At 30.5% G+C, this 18515-nt stretch carries 16 protein-coding genes and 1 pseudogene; 6 read left to right on the top strand and 11 right to left on the bottom strand.

Going from position 1 to position 18515, the window contains the following annotated elements:
* Positions 1–44 precede the first annotated feature (44 nt).
* Entirely contained in the window at positions 45–1085 is a 1041-nt protein-coding gene (gene rlmN, locus H518_RS0103895) for a 23S rRNA (adenine(2503)-C(2))-methyltransferase RlmN (protein WP_028887851.1), read from the top strand.
* A 191-nt stretch (positions 1086–1276) separates the two neighbouring features.
* Here the strand turns inward: rlmN and H518_RS0103890 are convergent, their stop codons facing one another.
* Positions 1277–1873 (bottom strand): LURP-one-related/scramblase family protein, encoded by a 597-nt coding sequence (locus H518_RS0103890; RefSeq protein ID WP_028887850.1) that lies wholly within the window; start codon positions 1871–1873, stop codon positions 1277–1279.
* A gap of 100 nt (positions 1874–1973) precedes the next feature.
* On the bottom strand, positions 1974–2303 hold the full coding sequence (locus H518_RS0103885) for a hypothetical protein (RefSeq protein ID WP_028887849.1): 330 nt from the start codon (positions 2301–2303) through the stop codon (positions 1974–1976).
* Positions 2304–2454: 151 nt separating this feature from the next.
* On the opposite strand from H518_RS0103885, the gene H518_RS0103880 reads away from it, so the two are divergent.
* Together H518_RS0103880 and H518_RS0103875 are read left to right on the top strand one after the other, a co-directional pair.
* Positions 2455–3432: a polyprenyl synthetase family protein gene (locus H518_RS0103880; RefSeq protein ID WP_028887848.1), complete on the top strand. Its 978-nt coding sequence runs from the start codon at positions 2455–2457 to the stop codon at positions 3430–3432.
* 85 nt (positions 3433–3517) lie between these two features.
* Positions 3518–3799, top strand: a complete 282-nt coding sequence (locus H518_RS0103875; RefSeq protein ID WP_028887847.1) for a hypothetical protein — start codon at positions 3518–3520, stop codon at positions 3797–3799.
* Between the two features lie 61 nt (positions 3800–3860).
* Here H518_RS0103875 and groEL read toward each other — a convergent pair.
* The 9 genes and pseudogenes from groEL to miaB all read right to left on the bottom strand — a co-directional run.
* A pseudogene (gene groEL, locus H518_RS20745) lies at positions 3861–4109 on the bottom strand (chaperonin GroEL); the annotation flags it as partial.
* A gap of 85 nt (positions 4110–4194) precedes the next feature.
* Entirely contained in the window at positions 4195–6477 is a 2283-nt protein-coding gene (locus H518_RS0103865) for a hypothetical protein (RefSeq protein WP_028887846.1), read from the bottom strand.
* Between the two features lie 92 nt (positions 6478–6569).
* Positions 6570–8198, bottom strand: coding sequence for a chaperonin GroEL (gene groL / locus H518_RS0103860; RefSeq protein WP_028887845.1), 1629 nt, complete (start codon positions 8196–8198; stop codon positions 6570–6572).
* A gap of 105 nt (positions 8199–8303) precedes the next feature.
* Positions 8304–8579 (bottom strand): co-chaperone GroES, encoded by a 276-nt coding sequence (locus H518_RS0103855; protein WP_028887844.1) that lies wholly within the window; start codon positions 8577–8579, stop codon positions 8304–8306.
* 164 nt (positions 8580–8743) lie between these two features.
* Positions 8744–9088: a preprotein translocase subunit SecG gene (gene secG, locus H518_RS0103850; RefSeq protein WP_028887843.1), complete on the bottom strand. Its 345-nt coding sequence runs from the start codon at positions 9086–9088 to the stop codon at positions 8744–8746.
* Positions 9088–9852: a hypothetical protein gene (locus tag H518_RS0103845; RefSeq protein ID WP_081411151.1), complete on the bottom strand. Its 765-nt coding sequence runs from the start codon at positions 9850–9852 to the stop codon at positions 9088–9090. Before H518_RS0103845 ends, secG begins: the two co-directional genes overlap by 1 nt.
* Complete coding sequence (locus H518_RS0103840) at positions 9830–10336, bottom strand: LptE family protein (protein ID WP_028887841.1); 507 nt, start codon at positions 10334–10336, stop codon at positions 9830–9832. Before H518_RS0103840 ends, H518_RS0103845 begins: the two co-directional genes overlap by 23 nt.
* Before the next feature lie 43 nt (positions 10337–10379).
* Positions 10380–11609 carry a sigma-54 interaction domain-containing protein gene (locus H518_RS0103835; protein ID WP_028887840.1) on the bottom strand — a complete coding sequence of 410 codons (1230 nt, stop codon included), beginning with the start codon at positions 11607–11609 and terminating at the stop codon, positions 10380–10382.
* A gap of 17 nt (positions 11610–11626) precedes the next feature.
* Entirely contained in the window at positions 11627–13081 is a 1455-nt protein-coding gene (gene miaB, locus H518_RS0103830; protein WP_028887839.1) for a tRNA (N6-isopentenyl adenosine(37)-C2)-methylthiotransferase MiaB, read from the bottom strand.
* Positions 13082–13278: 197 nt separating this feature from the next.
* On the opposite strand from miaB, the gene topA reads away from it, so the two are divergent.
* From topA to porK, 3 genes are all read left to right on the top strand, one after another.
* Complete coding sequence (gene topA / locus H518_RS0103825; protein WP_028887838.1) at positions 13279–15792, top strand: type I DNA topoisomerase; 2514 nt, start codon at positions 13279–13281, stop codon at positions 15790–15792.
* 62 nt (positions 15793–15854) lie between these two features.
* Positions 15855–17015, top strand: a complete 1161-nt coding sequence (locus H518_RS0103820; protein WP_028887837.1) for a formimidoylglutamase — start codon at positions 15855–15857, stop codon at positions 17013–17015.
* A gap of 100 nt (positions 17016–17115) precedes the next feature.
* Positions 17116–18495, top strand: coding sequence for a T9SS ring complex lipoprotein PorK/GldK (porK, locus tag H518_RS0103815; RefSeq protein ID WP_028887836.1), 1380 nt, complete (start codon positions 17116–17118; stop codon positions 18493–18495).
* The last annotated feature ends 20 nt before the right edge of the window (positions 18496–18515 follow it).

Raw genomic sequence — 18515 nt, 5'->3', positions numbered from 1 at the left:
ACCTCACAAGATTACTTGTGAGGTTTTATGTATTTTTGCACCTGATGGAAGTTAAGAAAAAAGACATACGCGCATTAACAAAAGAACAATTACGTGATTTTTTTGTAGAAAATGGAGATAAGGCATTTCGTGGTAATCAAATATATGAATGGTTGTGGAGTAAATCTGCACATTCATTTGATGATATGACCAATTTATCGAAAGATACACGTAAAATGCTGGATGAGAATTTTGTGATTAACCATATTAAGGTTGATACGATGCAACGTAGTAAAGACGGTACTGTAAAAAATGCAGTTCGTTTACATGATGGTTTAGTTGTTGAGTCGGTTTTAATACCAACAAAAACCCGTACAACAGCTTGTGTTTCTAGTCAAGTAGGTTGTAGTTTAGACTGTTTATTCTGTGCGACCTCACGTTTAAAGAGAATGCGAAACCTAAACCCTGATGAAATTTTCGATCAAGTAGCAGCAATTAATAAAGAAAGCTTATTGTATTACAATAAAAAACTTTCAAATATTGTTTTTATGGGAATGGGAGAGCCTTTAATGAATTATAAAAATGTAATTAAATCTATAGAGAAAATTACATCTCCTGAGGGCTTGGGTATGTCTCCTAGACGAATTACTGTATCTACATCTGGAGTGCCAAAAATAATAAAGAAGATGGCAGATGAAGAAGTTAAATTTAACTTAGCTGTTTCGTTACACTCTGCTATTGATGAAGTTCGTACATCTATTATGCCTTTTAATGCAACTTTTCCTTTAAAAGATTTAAAAGAATCATTAGAATACTGGTATGAGAAAACTGAACGAATGATTACCTATGAGTATGTTGTTTGGGGTGGTATTAATGATCGAAAGGAAGATATTAAGGCTTTAATTGAATTTTGTAAGCACGTACCTTGTAAGGTAAATTTAATAGAGTATAACCCTATTGATGACGGAGAATTTCAACAAGCAAGTCCTGAGGCTATAAATAATTACATTTCTAATTTAGAAATGCATGACATTACCGTAAATGTTAGACGTTCAAGAGGAAAAGACATTGATGCCGCTTGTGGTCAATTAGCAAATAAAACGTAAAAATTTATTCTTTATTTCTAATTAATATAGCGTTTTAAACTGTAGTTATTGAATAGCCAAGTACTTCCGATATTTTTTAGATAAAGAGATTAGACAATTTATGATGTAAATAACTAATAGTTAATTTTAAAAAAAAAATAAAAAAAAAAGAGATGAATTAATTCATCTCTTTTTTTTTTTATAAGAAGGTCTTAACCTCTTCTTCTTTCTAATAAAACAAACATCATTAAGGCAAGCATAACTCTATCGTCATCGTCATTGTCTAGTTCAGCTACTTTAGAAACTTCAAAGCTTTTACCTAAGAAAGATTTTAATTTTTTTAGTTTAACAATGGTTTTACCTTGCATATCTTTAACAAGGTAGGTAGGGTTGAAAAAATATCCTGTAAAAAAGTTTAGAATAGGTATTTCACCTAATAAAGAGTCTAAAACTTTAACCCAAGGATTTTCTTCATTAATAACATATTGTTGTTTTTGGTGTTGATCAATAATCTGATAGTGAACATTCCATATTGACTTCCAACCTTTTCTTACAACTTTTCCAAACTCTAAACCTTTGTCGTCAGAAAAAGAATAAGCAGTAGAAAAATCAAGCCATTTATCAGCTTTAATTTTATAGTTTATTTTCGATTTTGTTTCGTTATTATATACGCTAATATCTTCTTTAAGTTTAAACATTTTTTGACGAACATAAGCAATAGTCTTACTACTGCTATCTGTAGCAGTGAAGTCATTAGCTAATGAAGATGTTTTAAACTCGAAGTTAACAGGAAAGTGAATGTTTTGCATAGTAATTTATTTTTATTGATTATTTTTTCTCTGATTTTAAGCAAGCCAAATGTATTTAATATTTTTGAGTTAAGAAGGTACTTGTTTAAATAAATATTAGCTACCAAGGCAACATTAAAATTAATAAATAAGAGAAGAGTATAATTAAAATGTTAATGATTACTTTCTTATATGTTATTTTCTTTAAGAAAGTGAGTAATAAAATATCAATTATACTTAAAAATAGTATTAAAGGAAACCCAATAAATGCATAGGGTAGTAAAACGGGGTTACCTAAACAAGATCTGTTAACTTGGTAGTTTGGTTGAGATTCATCAATTGGAATAGAGTTAGAATCGATTGTAAGTAGGTAGCCAATAGATATAAATAGAATAAAGATAATTACAAAAGCAATAGTTCTTGTTTTTAAATGTTGTTCTGTAGTATTCATTATTTTATATGGATGAAGGTCTTCTGTAAATATAAATCAATTATATTCATATATGTTTCCTTAATAAAAAGAACATAAAATAGTGTTTTTGTTGTTTCATATTTAAGAAAACAATTACTTTTACCTCTAACTTGAATTTACTTCAGTATTAATGAAACCAGTAGAGCAAATAAAACTTCCTATTAAGAATGAGATGGAGCTCTTTGAAACAAAATTCAAAGACGCTATGTTATCTAAAGTTCCGTTATTAAATAGAATTACTTATTATATAGTGCGTCGAAAAGGAAAACAAATGCGACCAATGTTTGTTTTTTTAGTGGCTAAAATGGTTTCAGATGGAGGGTTTGATGAGCGTACTTATCGTGGAGCTTCTGTAGTCGAATTAATACATACAGCAACTTTAGTACATGATGATGTAGTTGATGATAGTAACCGTAGACGTGGTTTCTTTTCTGTGAATGCTCTTTGGAAAAATAAAATAGCTGTTTTAGTAGGTGATTTTTTATTATCAAAAGGATTGTTACTTTCTATTGATAATGAGGATTTTGATATTTTAAAGCTAATTTCGATTGCTGTAAGAGAAATGAGCGAAGGAGAATTACTTCAAATAGAAAAAGCACGTAAACTAGATATTACAGAAGAGATTTATTTTGATATTATTCGACAAAAAACAGCAACTTTAATCGCCGCTTGTTGTGGTATTGGAGCGGCATCAGTAGGAGCAAGTAATGAAGTTGTTCAAAAAATGAGGAAATTTGGAGAATATATTGGTATTGCCTTTCAAATTAAAGATGATTTATTTGATTATACTGAAGATGAAATAGGTAAGCCTACAGGAATTGATATTAAAGAGCAAAAAATGACACTTCCGTTAATTTATACGTTGAATAATTGTTCTAAAAAAGAAAAGTCTTGGTTAATAAATTCTGTAAAAAAACACAATAAAAATAAAAAGCGAGTAAAAGAAGTTATAGCTTTTGTGAATACTAATGGTGGATTGGAGTATGCTACATCTAAAATGCATGGATATAAAGATAAAGCATTGGCAATACTCGAAAACTTCCCAGAATCAGCATATAAAAGCTCATTGCAACAAATGATTGACTATGTTGTAGAAAGGAAAATATAATTTAGAGTTATTATAGATTAAGCCTGTTTAATATTTTTTTGACATAAAACGGTATTTTAGCTACTAAAATAAAGTGATGTGAATTATGGAATTAAACGAAAAATTGCAGTATTGTAAAATATGTACAAAAAGAAAATTTAGTGATATTGGTATCATATGCTCTTTAACAAGTGCAAAACCTACTTTTGAAAATCAATGTAATGAGTTTTTAATTGATCCTAAAGAAGAGCAAAAAGCGATAGCTAAAGAAAGGTATAAAGATTATGATAACGATGGTGGAGAAGATGGAGGCAAAACCTCAGTATGGACTTATGTTTTTATAGCTTTTGTTGTAATTAAGATAATCATTCGGTTAGTAAGAGATTAAAATAAAACCTCGATAATTAATATTATCGAGGTTTTTTGTGTTTAGGTGTCGAGCTTCTCGACTACATCATTCCTGGTATTCCACCACCCATTGGAGGCATTGCAGGAGCATCTTCTTTAATATCAATTAAAGCACATTCGGTAGTTAAGATCATACCTGCTACAGAAGCAGCATTTTCTAAAGCAACACGAGTTACTTTTTTAGGATGAATAATACCAGCATCTAACATATTTACATATGCTTCAGATTTAGCATCATAACCAAAGTCTTTTTAACCTTCTAAAACTTTATTAATAACTACAGAACCTTCTTTCACTTGTGTTTTTAATAATTTATATAGCTGTAGTTTACTCTATACTCTGAAGAGTAATTATTAGTATAGGAATTTGTTAAAATCAATCAATTTTTATAATTTTTTTATTAGAAAGTAATTTACCTGAGTGATAAATTCCTTCAAAGTAGCCATTTATAATTTCTTGAGAGTTTAAAGGAATTTCAAACTCTATTTCAGAAAAGGGTTCAATGACGATGTTAGGTTTCCAGTAAATTGCGCCAAAACTTGTATATGTATCGTTGTTATAAGATGAGTATTTAGGTTGGTAATATTCTTTATTTTCTTGAAAACCTATTGGGAGTTTGACTCCAGTAGTTTTTATATTTAATTTATTCAATTCTGTTGATGAATACGTATAGATGTGAATTTCTTTTGCCCTACCGAAAGATGGTGCTCCTATTCTTACTTCTCTTACTTGATTCATAGATATCCCCATTACAGAATTGGTTCTACTCATCTTTTCTCCATTTAAATAAAAAACACCTAAGTAATGTCTTGAATATTTATATCGATCATATACGTGTTCTAAAAACTGAATTAAACTTGTTTTAGCAAAGGGTAATTCTTTGAAATTAATTTTTTTAAAGGAATTTGCAATTAAAGATGTGTTATTGTCAAACTTTTTTTCCCCATTTATAATTACTTCATCTAAAATTTCATTTTCTTTTAATAAATTAAAAAAATTAGAAGTAGCTTTTCCTTCTTCTTTCTTTTTGGAAAGAGCATCAATTTTATTTAAATAGTCTAAGTTTAAATAATCTGAAATTTTTCCTTTATTGTAAGAAAGTATAGGTCTTATTTTTAGTAAATCATTTTTGTTTTTTAAAGAAAAATGAATTTCGGATCCCTTTTTTACATAAGATTTTTTTAATATGTAAGGTTTCTTATTTGGTAATATCTTCCTGAAGATATTATTTTTTAAAGAATAAATAAGAATAGATTGTTTTTTTCTTAGTGGCCTGTTTAAATGCACTTTTATATCTATCCCTTGTGTAAATTCGAAATGATTGCTAGGTGGCTTATTAAATAAGTTAGACCATTCGTATTTACTCCATCCTTGAGTTAATAATAATAAGTCTAAGTCTTTTAATCTGTTTTTATTTTTTTTATTGAAATAATATTTAGGTTTTTCGACATTACCTTTTAAATAAGGTAATAATATAGTCTTAGAATATATATTATTTAAAGGTTTGTAGCTTTTGGTTACATTTGGTAAAAAAGATGCACTTAAATATAATTTGTCACTAGAATTATTAGAAATACGAATGACTGTGGAATCGTTCATCGGTTTTAGTGCACTTATTTTTAAATTGTTTATTGATGATTTATCAAATTTATTATAAATTAATCTTTCTAAAATAGGAATGTTCTTTTCGTTAAAAACTGTAATTATATGTATTCCTTTTGATAATTCCTGTTTATCCAAGATTAAAGTATATATTTTAGTTTTTTTATTAAAAGTAAAAAAATAGTTTTTGTAATTTCTAGTGTTATGTACCAAAATTCTATATTTTTTTAAGTTTAATGTTTCTAAAGTATTACTATTAGTTATAATATTTAATTTAAAAGTTTTATCTAAAGTTTCTGAGTTTATAGTTATTCCTTTTTTTTCTGGAACACTCGTTTTTGTTTTTATAATATAATTATTTGCTAAAGTAGCTTCAAAAGTGATTGTTTCATCTTCAGGAATAAAAATTTTCTTTACACCCATTCCTAAATTGTTATTTTCAAATTCAGAAATGATTTCGCCAAGATTATTTTTTATAAGCCCTTTTTTAATTTTTATCCCTTTATTCTTAGAATCTTTAATCAAGATACCAATAGTATTGTTTGTATTTGCGATTATATGTCCACCTTCTGGAAAGAGTTGAAATTCAAAATTACTATTTTCTGAAAAAATCGTTTTTTTCTCTTTTTTAATTGGATAAATAATTTTTATTTTTTGAATGTAAGAATTGTCTTCGCTAAAATTCTTCATCCAATTAGTAGATGCTTTGATAAAATATGTTTCATCTTTAAAAGTTGAATCTATATAAATATTTCCTTTACCTATTCCGTTTTTAATATGAATTAAGTGTTGATCTTTCATCTCACCTAATTGATTAAAAATAGAAACATAAAGGTTAGAGGTGGTTGGGTGGAGTTTACCAGAGTTTTGTTCTATTACATAAGATTGGAACCATATTTCCTCACCTTTTAAAAAAGAAGTTTTATTTAAATGTAAATAAGGTATCTCTCTTGTGTTTTCAAAGTAATCAGTATATGCAGAATCTATTTTTGAACTTTTTTGAGAGTATAAATCATTAAAAATAAGTAGTATAAGTAATGCTGTAATTTTCCTCATGTTTTTAACATAAGTTAACAAAAATCATTCCACAAAAAAACCCCGAGGAAATTTTTCGAGGTTTTTAATATTTTAGGTGTCGAGCTTCTCGACTACATCATTCCTGGCATCCCACCACCCATTGGAGGCATTGCAGGAGCATCTTCTTTAATATCAATTAAAGCACATTCGGTAGTTAAGATCATACCTGCTACAGAAGCAGCATTTTCTAAAGCAACACGAGTTACTTTTTTAGGATCAATAATACCAGCATCTAACATATTTACATACGCTTCAGATTTAGCATCATAACCAAAGTCTTTTTCACCTTCTAAAACTTTATTAATAACTACAGAACCTTCTCCACCTGCATTTTCAACAATGGTACGTAATGGAGATTCAATTGCTTTGTTTACAATTTGCACACCAGTAGTTTCATCTAAGTTTTCTGTTTCAATAGCTTCTAATACTTTTTTAGCACGAACTAAAGCAACACCACCACCAGCAACGATACCTTCTTCTACAGCAGCACGAGTTGCATGTAAAGCATCATCAACACGATCTTTCTTTTCTTTCATTTCTACTTCAGAAGCAGCACCTACATATAAAACAGCAACACCACCAGCTAATTTAGCTAAACGTTCTTGTAGTTTTTCACGATCGTAATCAGAAGTAGTTGTTTCAATTTGAGCTTTAATTTGACTTACACGAGCTTTAATTAATGCTTCATCTCCAGAACCATTAACAATAGTAGTATTGTCTTTATCAATAGTAACAGTTTCAGCTGTTCCTAATAAATCTAAAGTTGCATTCTCTAAAGAGAAACCTCTTTCTTCAGAAATTACAGTTCCACCAGTTAAGATAGAAATGTCTTCTAACATTGCTTTTCTACGATCTCCAAATCCTGGAGCTTTTACTGCAGCAATTTTTAAACCACCACGTAATTTATTTACCACTAAAGTAGCTAATGCTTGTCCATCAACATCTTCAGCAATAATTAATAAAGGTCTTCCTGATTGAGAAACAGGCTCTAATATTGGAAGAATTTCTTGTAAGTTAGAAATCTTTTTATCGAATAATAAAATATATGGATTGTCTAATTCAGCAACCATTTTATCAGCATCAGTAACAAAGTAAGGTGATAAATAACCTCTATCAAATTGCATACCTTCAACAACGTCTACATATGTATCCATTCCTTTAGCTTCTTCAACAGTAATAACTCCTTCTTTACCAACTTTACCAAAAGCGGTGGCAATTAAATCTCCAATAACTTTATCGTTATTAGCAGAAATAGAAGCTACTTGTTGTATTTTTTCTGATGAATTACCAACCTCTTGAGATTGTTTTGCTAAATCAGCTGTAATAGCAGTAACGGCTTTGTCAATACCACGCTTTAAATCCATAGGATTTGCACCTGCGGCAACGTTTTTTAAACCTTCTTTTACAATAGCTTGTGCTAATACAGTAGCTGTTGTAGTACCGTCACCAGCTAAGTCGTTCGTTTTAGAAGCCACCTCTTTAACCATTTGAGCACCCATGTTCTCTAAAGAATCTTCTAATTCAATTTCTTTAGCTACAGTAACACCATCTTTAGTTACGTGAGGTGCACCGAAAGATTTAGAAATAATTACATTACGTCCTTTAGGACCTAATGTTACTTTTACTGCATTTGCTAATGCATCAACTCCACGTTTTAACCCGTCACGAGCATCAACATCAAATTTTATATCTTTTGCCATTTTATCTTATATTTTGTTTTTAGTTTTAAAGATTTACTTTTAAACTAAAAGAATAATTTACTAATTATTTTAATTGTGTTTTTAAGCTAAAAACAGAAGTAGAGTTTAGATAATTGCGAAAATATCGCTCTCTCTCATGATCAAATAATCACTTCCTTCATGCTTTAATTCAGTACCAGCATACTTACCGTATAAAACAGTATCGCCAACTTTAACAGTTAAAGGCTCATCTTTTGTTCCGTTTCCAGCAGCAACAACAGTTCCTTTTTGTGGTTTCTCTTTTGCATTATCAGGAATGATAAGTCCAGACGCTGTAGTAGTTTCTGCTGCAGCTGGTTCTATAAGAACTCTATCAGCTAAAGGTTTTATGTTTAATCCCATTTTATATAAATTATGATTAAGTGTTTGTTTTGAGTTATAAAAATAGACAGAAATTATGCCATTAGAAGTTTTATGCCAATTTTTCTAAATAACTTTAAATTGTGTGCATAAAAAATGCCAACGTGTCATTTACGTTGGCATTTTTATATTTATTTTATGTAAGATTACTTAACGCTATCTTTTGTTGTATCGTTTGCTGCTGGTGTAGTCGCAGGAGCAGTTGTTTCTACATTCTCTAAAGCACTATTTAATTGAGGTGCATCAGAAGTATTACCTCTAGGAATAGCGAAATTTGCCATTAAAATTAAAGCAAACATTGCAATTGCTAAAGTCCAAGTAGCTTTGTCTAAAAAACTATTAGTGTTTTGTACACCACCAATGTTTTGAGCTCCACCACCTCCAAAAGAAGAAGATAATCCGCCACCTTTAGGGTTTTGTACCATTACGATTAAGATTAATGCTATTGCAACAATCAATATTAACACCAAAAGTAGAGTATAAGTTGTCATTATTTATTTTTTTGTAAAATTTGTATTCTTTTAATTTGGTCTGCAAAGAAACCACTTTTTTCTGGATATTTCAAACTTAATATTTTATAAGCTTGTATAGCACTTTCATATTTCTTTTGTTCAAGGTAAACTTTAGCTAATGTTTCTGTAGCTAATTGCGAGTTTTGTTTCTTTTCAACGATTTTAACATCAGAAGGATTGGTCTTACTCGGTCTAGATATTTTCGGTGAAGTTTCTATAAAACGATCAATAATTGCATTTTTACCAGCGCTTTTAGTAGGTGATAATTTTTCTTTAATTAAAGGCTTATCTCTTGTAATTGTAGTTTCAGAAGAGAGTTGGAGCCATTGATTAAAAGAGAAAGATTCATCTTGTGTAAATGCGAGTGGTTTTCCAATTGCTAAATCCTTTTTAATAGTAGCAACTAATGTTGTTTTTTTCTTAGGAAGAAGAATTTCTTTTAAACTTAATTTTTCCTCTTTTTTAATAGGGGTTTCCTTAAAAGTCTTAGAAGTAATAAAGTCGAATAAAACAGTGCGATCTGTGGTTTGCGCAGCTGTAAGTTTTAATTCGTTATTATACTTATAGCTTTCTTGAGTTTTTAAGATTTTTAAATGTAATGCTTTTGCTGATTGAAAATAGGGGTGTATCTTAATAATACTTTTTAACTCAGCACTATTTTCATGCGAAATCAATGCTGGTTTTTTTAATATTTGTATGTATTTTTCTTTATTCAATGTTTTACCATTTAGCAACTGAGGCATTAAAAATATCTTGTGTAATTCTTTCTAGAATTTCTTTTAAAGCAGTATCTAATATACCACCTGTTAATTGTTGAGTAGCACCATAATCATGGTAAAAAGAAAAACGTTTTTCAAAACTATCTTTTTCTTCTAACCTATTTTCGTAAACAACATTTACGGTAATTGTTAATCGGTTTTGTGCAGCTGTTTGGTTTGCAGTTGCGCTCATCGGTGTAATTCTGTAATCAGTAATTTCACCCGAAAAATGCAAATCACCCGAAGAGTTCACTAAGGTTAAATTGGTTTGACGTGTAAATAAATCACGTAAATCTTGTGTGAATTTTTGACTTAGAGTAGGCTCGATTAAAGGCGCTTGGTTTTGAAAAAAATCAACTTGTATGGTTTTGGCTTTTCCTGTATTTCCACCAGTAAATGAATAGGCTCCACAACCTATCATTATAATGGTTGTGGTAATGAAAATAAGGTTGTAAAAAAGTTTTTTCATAAAATCAAAAATAAACAATTTGGGTGTTATATAATATACAATTTTATAAATCGTACTGTTTTATTTTTCTATATAAGGTTCGTTCAGAGATACCTAGTTCTTTAGCAGCTAATTTACGTTTATTGCTGTTTTTTTCTAAAGACTTTCGTATCATTTCAATTTCCTTTTCTTGCAATGATAAATTTTCATCTTCTTCAATCGTCTCAGCATACTCGTAATTATTTTGAACTGATGAAGATTGCGGAATTTGAACAACCTCTATGTTTTGAGATTCTGGTTGCTCTTGTTTTTGGTAAATTCGCTCTATTAATCCGTGATTTTCTTCTTTCACCTGTTCTGCATCACCATTCTGCATCAAATCTAGCGTAAGTTTTTTTAAATCATTAATATCATTTCGCATGTCAAACAAGATTTTATACATAATATCTCGTTCATTGGCAAAATCTGAATTACTAGATTTTTCTCCAACTACAGCAGGTAAATTTCCTTTGTTTTTAGGAAGGTATTGAATTAGTTTTTCTACTGTGATTAGGCGACTTTCTTCTACAACAGAAATTTGTTCAGCTAAATTTCTTAATTGACGAATATTACCAGGGAAACGATAGTTTAATAATACTTTCACAGCATTTTCATCTAGTCGAATAGTGGGCATTCTATATTTTTGAGCGAAATCAGATGCAAATTTTCTAAACAATAAATGAATATCTTCATTTCTGTCGCGTAAAGGAGGTAAATCAATTTCGATGGTGCTTAAACGGTAGTATAAGTCTTCTCTAAATTTTTCTTTTGAAATTGCTTGCTGCATATTTACGTTTGTAGCAGCTACAATACGTACATCTGTTTTTTGTACTTGTGATGATCCTACCTTTATAAATTCACCATTTTCTAAAACACGTAATAAACGTACTTGTGTTGTTAGTGGTAATTCACCAACTTCATCTAAGAAAATAGTTCCTCCATCGGCAACTTCAAAATATCCTTTACGTGAAGTTGTTGCTCCGGTAAAAGCACCTTTTTCATGACCGAATAATTCACTGTCAATAGTTCCTTCAGGAATAGCCCCACAGTTAACAGCTATGTATTTTGCATGCTTTCTGTGTGATAATTGATGAATTATTTTTGGTATATTTTCTTTACCTACACCGCTTTCACCAGTAACTAAAACCGAAATATCTGTTGGAGCAACACGAATTGCTTTTTCAATAGCACGGTTTAACTGTATATCGTTTCCGATAATACCAAAACGTTGTTTTATAGCTTGTAGGTTTTCCATTTCTTTGAAGGTAGTTTTTAATTATTATCCGAATATCCAATAACAGTTCCTTTTAAGGTTGCAGAAGTACAATCTTCTATTTTTATCATTACAAATTCACCTAATTTATAATTTTCCTTAGGAAAAACAGCTACTGTGTTTTGTGTATTTCTAGCTTTCCATTCATTCGGATTTTTTTTAGAAGTTCCTTCAATTAAAAATTCTTCAACTTTTCCTAAATGTTGTTGTGTTCTGTATAAGGCGTGTTCTTGTTGTAGGTCTATAATTTCTTGTAAACGTCTTTTCTTTGTAGCGAAAGGTACATCGTCTGGCATTTTTTTAGCAGCCAAAGTTCCTGGTCTTTCAGAATAGGCAAACATAAAACCAAAGTCATATTTTACATATCTCATTAGATCTAAGGTATCTTGATGATCTTGTTCAGTTTCCCCACAAAAACCAACAATCATATCTTGTGATAGAGACATCTCTGGAATAATTCTAAAGATATTGTCAACCAATTCCATGTATTCTTCACGAGTGTGTTGACGGTTCATGGCTTTTAACATGTTATTACTTCCACTTTGAACAGGTAAATGAAGATATTTACAAATGTTCTTGTGTTTAGCCATTGTATGAATAACGTCTAAACTCATATCTTGTGGATTAGAAGTTGCAAAACGGAATCTCATTTTAGGAAATTCAGTTGCGGCCATATCTAATAATTGAGCAAAGTCTACGGCAGTAGCTTGCATCATTTCAGAAGCTTTCTTGAAATCTTTTTTTAGACCACCGCCATACCAAAGGTAACTATCAACATTTTGACCTAATAAAGTAATTTCTTTAAAGTTTTGATCGTTCATAGATCTAATTTCTTCTAAAATACTTTTAGGATCTCTACTTCTTTCACGACCTCTAGTAAACGGAACTACACAAAAAGTACACATATTGTCACAGCCACGAGTAATAGATACGAATGCTGAAACTCCGTTAGAGTTTAAACGAACAGGAGCTACATCACCATAAGTTTCTTCTTTCGATAAAATTACATTTATAGCATCTCTACCAGCATCAATTTCATCTAGTAAATTAGGTAAGTCTCTATAGGCATCTGGTCCAACAACCAAATCAACGATTTTTTCTTCCTCTAAAAACTTTTCCTTTAAACGTTCTGCCATACAACCTAAAACTCCAACTTTCATCGTTGGGTTTACCTTTTTAACGGCATTGTATTTTTGTAAACGTTTACGAATGGTTGTTTCAGCTTTTTCTCTGATAGAGCAAGTATTTACTAAAACTAAATCAGCATCTTCTAAAACTTGTGTGGTGTTAAAGCCTTGTTCTGCTAAAATAGAAGCTACTATTTCGCTGTCGTTCATGTTCATTTGACAACCGTAACTTTCTATAAATAATTTTTTAGTATTTTCTTTTTTCTTATCAGTAACAAGAGCTTGCCCTTGTATTTGTTCATCTATAACCTTTTCAGTGTGCTCCATATTCATATTAAAAATGGTTGCAAAGATACAACCAAAATATAAAACAGGTGACAAATTGGCAGAAAATTATTATCTAGATAAATGTAGTTTTTATACGTAAAATGCAACAAAAAATTTTTTATTAAAAAAAAGATTCTACTTTTGCAAATTGAAAAGCATCATTATATATGGTGTGAAAAAGATAATTGAAGAGAGATATGGCAAAAAATTTAGTTATAGTTGAGTCACCTGCAAAGGCAAAAACGATTGAAAAATTTTTAGGAAAAGATTTTCAAGTAGAGTCTAGTTATGGTCATATTGCAGATTTGCCATCTAAAGAGTTAGGAATTGATGTTGATGGAGATTTTAGTCCGAAATACATTGTTTCTGATGATAAGAAGCCAGTTGTTAAGAAATTAAAAGCGTTAGTTAAAAAAGCAGACACTGTTTGGTTAGCGAGTGATGAGGATCGAGAAGGAGAGGCAATTGCATGGCATTTAAAAGAACAACTAAAATTAAAGGATGAAAATACAAAGCGTATTGTTTTTCATGAAATTACAAAAAATGCCATTTTAAAAGCAGTCGAAAATCCAAGAGATATAGACTATAATATGGTAAATGCACAACAAGCACGTAGAGTTTTAGATAGGCTTGTTGGGTATGAATTGTCGCCAGTTTTATGGCGTAAAGTAAAAGGAGGATTATCAGCAGGTAGAGTTCAGTCTGTTGCTGTAAGATTAATTGTAGAGAGAGAAAGAAGTATACAAGGCTTTGTATCTGCTACACATTATAAAGTAATTGCTGAGTTTTCTAATAATGAAGGGAAAACTTTTAAAGCAACGATTCCAAAGAATTTCGATTCTAAAAAATCTGCTGAAGAATTTTTAAAATCATGCGCGAATGCAGATTTTTCTATTGCAGAGTTAACAAAAAAACCAGCAAAAAAATCTCCAGCTGCACCATTTACTACATCAACATTACAACAGGAAGCATCAAGGAAATTAGGGTTTCCAGTTGCAAAAACAATGCAGGTAGCACAACGTTTGTATGAAGCCGGTTTAATTACTTATATGAGAACAGATAGTGTAAATTTATCTGTTGATGCAAGAAATGCTGCCGAAGAAGAGATTACGAATTATTACGGAAAAGAATATAGTAAGCAACGTGTTTTTAAATCGAAAACGAAAGGTGCTCAAGAGGCCCATGAAGCAATTCGTCCGACAAGCATGAAAGCACATTCTATTAATACAGAGTATGATCAAAATAGATTGTATGATTTAATTTGGAAGAGAACGTTGGCTTCTCAAATGAGCGATGCACAATTAGAGAGAACTAACTTTAAGATTGAGAATACAGAAAATTCAAAAATATTCACTGCAAATGGTGAAATGATAAAGTTTGATGGTTTTCTAAAAGTGTATTTAGAAGGAAATGACAATGAAGATGAAGAACAAGCAGGAATGCTTCCAAATTTAAAAGTTGGAGAAAATTTAGATTACATTTTTATAAATGCAACACAACGATTTACGAGTCCGCCTTATCGTTTTACAGAAGCATCATTAGTAAAACAATTAGAAGAACTTGGTATTGGTAGGCCATCTACTTATGCACCAACCATTTCTACAGTACAAAGAAGAGGTTATGTAGAAAAGGGGATAAATGAAGGTGTTGAGAGAGATTATGAGCAAATGATTTTGTTAGCAGGAGCTGTTAAAAGCCAAAAGCTAACTGAAAAAACAGGATCAAATAAAAACAAGTTAATTCCTACTGATATAGGAAATATAGTAAATGATTTCTTGGTAGCAAACTTCTCAAATATTTTAGATTTTGGTTTTACAGCGAAAGTAGAATCATCTTTTGATGATATTTCTGAAGGAGATGAGGATTGGATAGAAATGATAAAAGGTTTCTATACTAACTTTCATAAAACGGTTGAAGATGTAAAAGAAAATGCAGAGAGAGAAAGTGGAGAGCGTATTTTAGGAAAGCATCCAGAATCTGGAAAAACAGTTTTAGTGCGTTTAGGTAAGTTTGGGCCTATTGCACAAATTGGTGCGCCCGAAGATGAAGAAAAAGTATTTGCAAGTTTAAATAAAGATCAGCATTTAGGTACAATTACGATGGAAGAAGCTTTAGAGTTGTTCTTGCTTCCAAAAACGTTAGGAGTATTTCAAGATGAAGAAGTAATTGTTTCTAATGGTCGTTTTGGACCTTATATCCGTTTTGGAAAAATGTTTGTATCTTTAGATAAAGGTGAGAACCCAATGGAGGTAGATTTGCCAAGAGCTGAAGAGTTAATTGTAGCAAAGCAAAAAGCAGATGCACCTATTTATCATTATGAAGATTTACCTGTGCAAAAAGGAGTTGGTCGTTTTGGGCCTTTCTTAAAATGGAATTCAATTTTTATCAATGTAAATAAGAAATACGATTTTGATAATCTTTCTGATGATGATATTATTGAATTAATCGAAGCGAAAAAGCAAAAGGAAATAGATAAAGTTCTTCATAATTGGGAGGATGTTGAAATTAGAGTAGAAAAAGCACGTTGGGGTCGTTTTAATGTAATTAAAGGTAAAATTAAGGTTGAGTTGCCTAAAACTACAGAGATTGAGAAGATGACAAAGGAAGAGGCTGTTAAGTTAATTGAAGCTAAAACACCTAAAAAGAAAGTAGCTAAGAAGAAAGCTGTAAAAAAGAAAGTAGTTAAAAAGAAAGTTACAAAAAAGAAATAAAGTTGCTTTCAGAAGAAAAATAGTTTGCTATATTGCAACACTTTAAATATCCCCTTTTAAAGATGAATTTTAGTTTTTTTACCCCTATAAAAAATACTACCGTTGTACATTTAATGTCGCAGCCTGTTTCGTCATTGGGTCAAAATATTAATATTCATACCGAAGAAAATGGTTTTCCTGATTTATCAGAAATGAATATTGCTATTTTAGGTGTGAAAGATGGTAGAGGTGCTCAAAACAACGAGGGGTGTGGAGAAGAACTGTGCTATATTCGTGAAAAACTATATCAATTATTTCCTGGGAATTGGAATACTAAAATAGCCGATTTAGGAAATATAGAGCAAGGAAGTACACTTAAGGATACTCATTTTGCAGTAAAAAAAACAATTGAATATTTACTGAAAAGAAAAATAATTCCTGTTATAATTGGAGGTAGTCAAGATATTACTTATGCTAATTATAGGGGGTATGATTCTTTAGAACAAACTGTAAATTTAGTGTCAGTTGACAGTCGTTTTGATTTAGGTGCTATAGATGATGACTTGTCTTCTAATTCGTTTTTGAGTAAAGTTATTATGGAGCAGCCTAATAATTTATTTAATTACAGTAATATAGGTTATCAAACATATTTTAATTCACAAGAAGAAATAGATTTGCTAGATAAATTATATTTTGATACCTTTAGGTTAGGTGAAGTAAAAGATGTAACTTTAGTCGAACCAATAATGAGAGATGCTGATGTAGTTAGTATAGATATTGGTTGTGTGAGGCAAAGTGAAGCCCCTGCAAATGAGAATGCTTCTCCTAATGGTTTTTATGGAGAAGATATTTGTGCGATAGCAAGATATGCAGGAATAAGTGACAAAGTAACCTCTTTTGGTGTCTATGAATATAGTAGCAGGTTTGATTCAAATTATCAAACAGCAAGTTTAATAGCTCAAATTATATGGTATTTTATTGAAGGCGTTAATGCTAGAGCTAAAGATTACCCATATGTAACAAAAGAAAGTTACCAGAAATTTACGGTACTTTTAAGTGATGATGACCCTATAAACTTTTATAAAAGTGATAAAAGTGGTCGTTGGTGGATGGAAATAAATTTAATATCGAATAATAAACACAAAAGACATGCGTTAATACCTTGTAACTATAGAGATTATGAGCAAGCGTTAAAGCATAAAATGCCAGATAGATGGTTTAAAGCATTACAAAAGCTTGTATAATAGTGTATTAATTTTAAGTTTTTAAAAAATTATATCAGGTAATTGTTTTTTAATGAAAAAAATAATAGGTTTACGCCCTCTTTTTATAAGAAAGAATAATATGAAAAAAATAACAGTGTTTGCATTATTAGTATCTCTAATTTACGCTTGTGGTTCAAGTGGTGATAGAGGTGAGTTGATAGGAGAAAAGTCAAAAAGAAAATGGTTTGCAGAAAAACCGTATGGAATGGCTAAGATACCTGGAGGTTCGTTTACCATGGGAAAACAAGATGAAGATCCTTTAGGAGCGATGAACGCACCAACAAAAACAGTTACAGTACAACCATTTTATATGGATGAATCTGAAATTACTAATAGTGAGTATAAGCAATTTGTTTTTTGGGTAAGAGATTCTATAACAAGAACAAAATTAGCATATCAAGCTGAATTTTCTTCAGGAGGAGAAGATGATGTAGAAAACGGAGGTAAGAATGCATCAGGTATTCAATTATATGCATTCGCTTCAAAAGATACAGTAAATGAGTCACCATATGCAAAGTATATGCGTGAAAACTATTATGAATTAGGTGAAGGGTTAGATTCTTTAAAGCCTTTAAACTGGCAAGAGGAGCTTGTTTGGGCTCAGCAAGAATATCCTGATACTGATTATGTTGAAGTAATGGATTCTTTATATCTTAAAAAAGATGAGTCTTTAAACGGAATACGAACGTTTAATACAAAGTTATTAAATTATAGGTATTATTGGTTTGATAATGAACAAGCTGCAAAAACAGGGAAAAACAGAAAAGACTTTATGAAAGATGAAGTTCTTAATGTATATCCTGATACTACAGTTTGGATTAAAGATTTTAATTACTCATATAATGATCCAATGCATCAAGAGTATTTTGCACACAAGGCTTATGAAAACTACCCTGTAGTTGGAGTTACTTGGAACCAAGCAAAGGCTTTTTGTCACTGGAGAACACAAACTAAAAACAATTTTCAACGATCTAAGAAAAAATTAGGATTAGTTCCTTCATTTAGATTACCAACTGAAGCAGAATGGGAATATGCCGCTCGTGGAGGATTGAATTTTGGTAAATACCCTTGGGGTGGACCAAGTACAACAAGTGATAGAGGTTGTTTCTTAGCAAACTTTAAACCAGTACGTGGAGATTATGCAGCCGATGGAGCTTTATATACTGTAGAAGCTCAATCATACAATCCAAATGAATATGGTTTGTTTAATATGGCTGGTAATGTATCAGAATGGACAAATACAGCATATAATCAAATGTCTTATTATATGGGGTCAACAATGAATCCTAACGTAGAGATAAAAGAAAATCGTAGAAAAATTATTCGTGGAGGTTCATGGAAAGATGTAGCTTATTTTTTAGAAGTAAGTTCTCGTGATTGGGAATATGCAGATACAGCAAGAAGTTATATCGGATTTAGAACTGTACAAGATTTCTTAGGTACAAGTAAAAATAAATAAATAATAAATTAAGAATAAAT

Source organism: Tenacibaculum ovolyticum DSM 18103 (assembly GCF_000430545.1).
GTDB classification, from domain to species: Bacteria; Bacteroidota; Bacteroidia; order Flavobacteriales; family Flavobacteriaceae; genus Polaribacter; species Polaribacter ovolyticus.
Note: the sequence above shows the minus strand (reverse complement) of the source record. Positions and strands in the feature narration are given on the sequence as shown.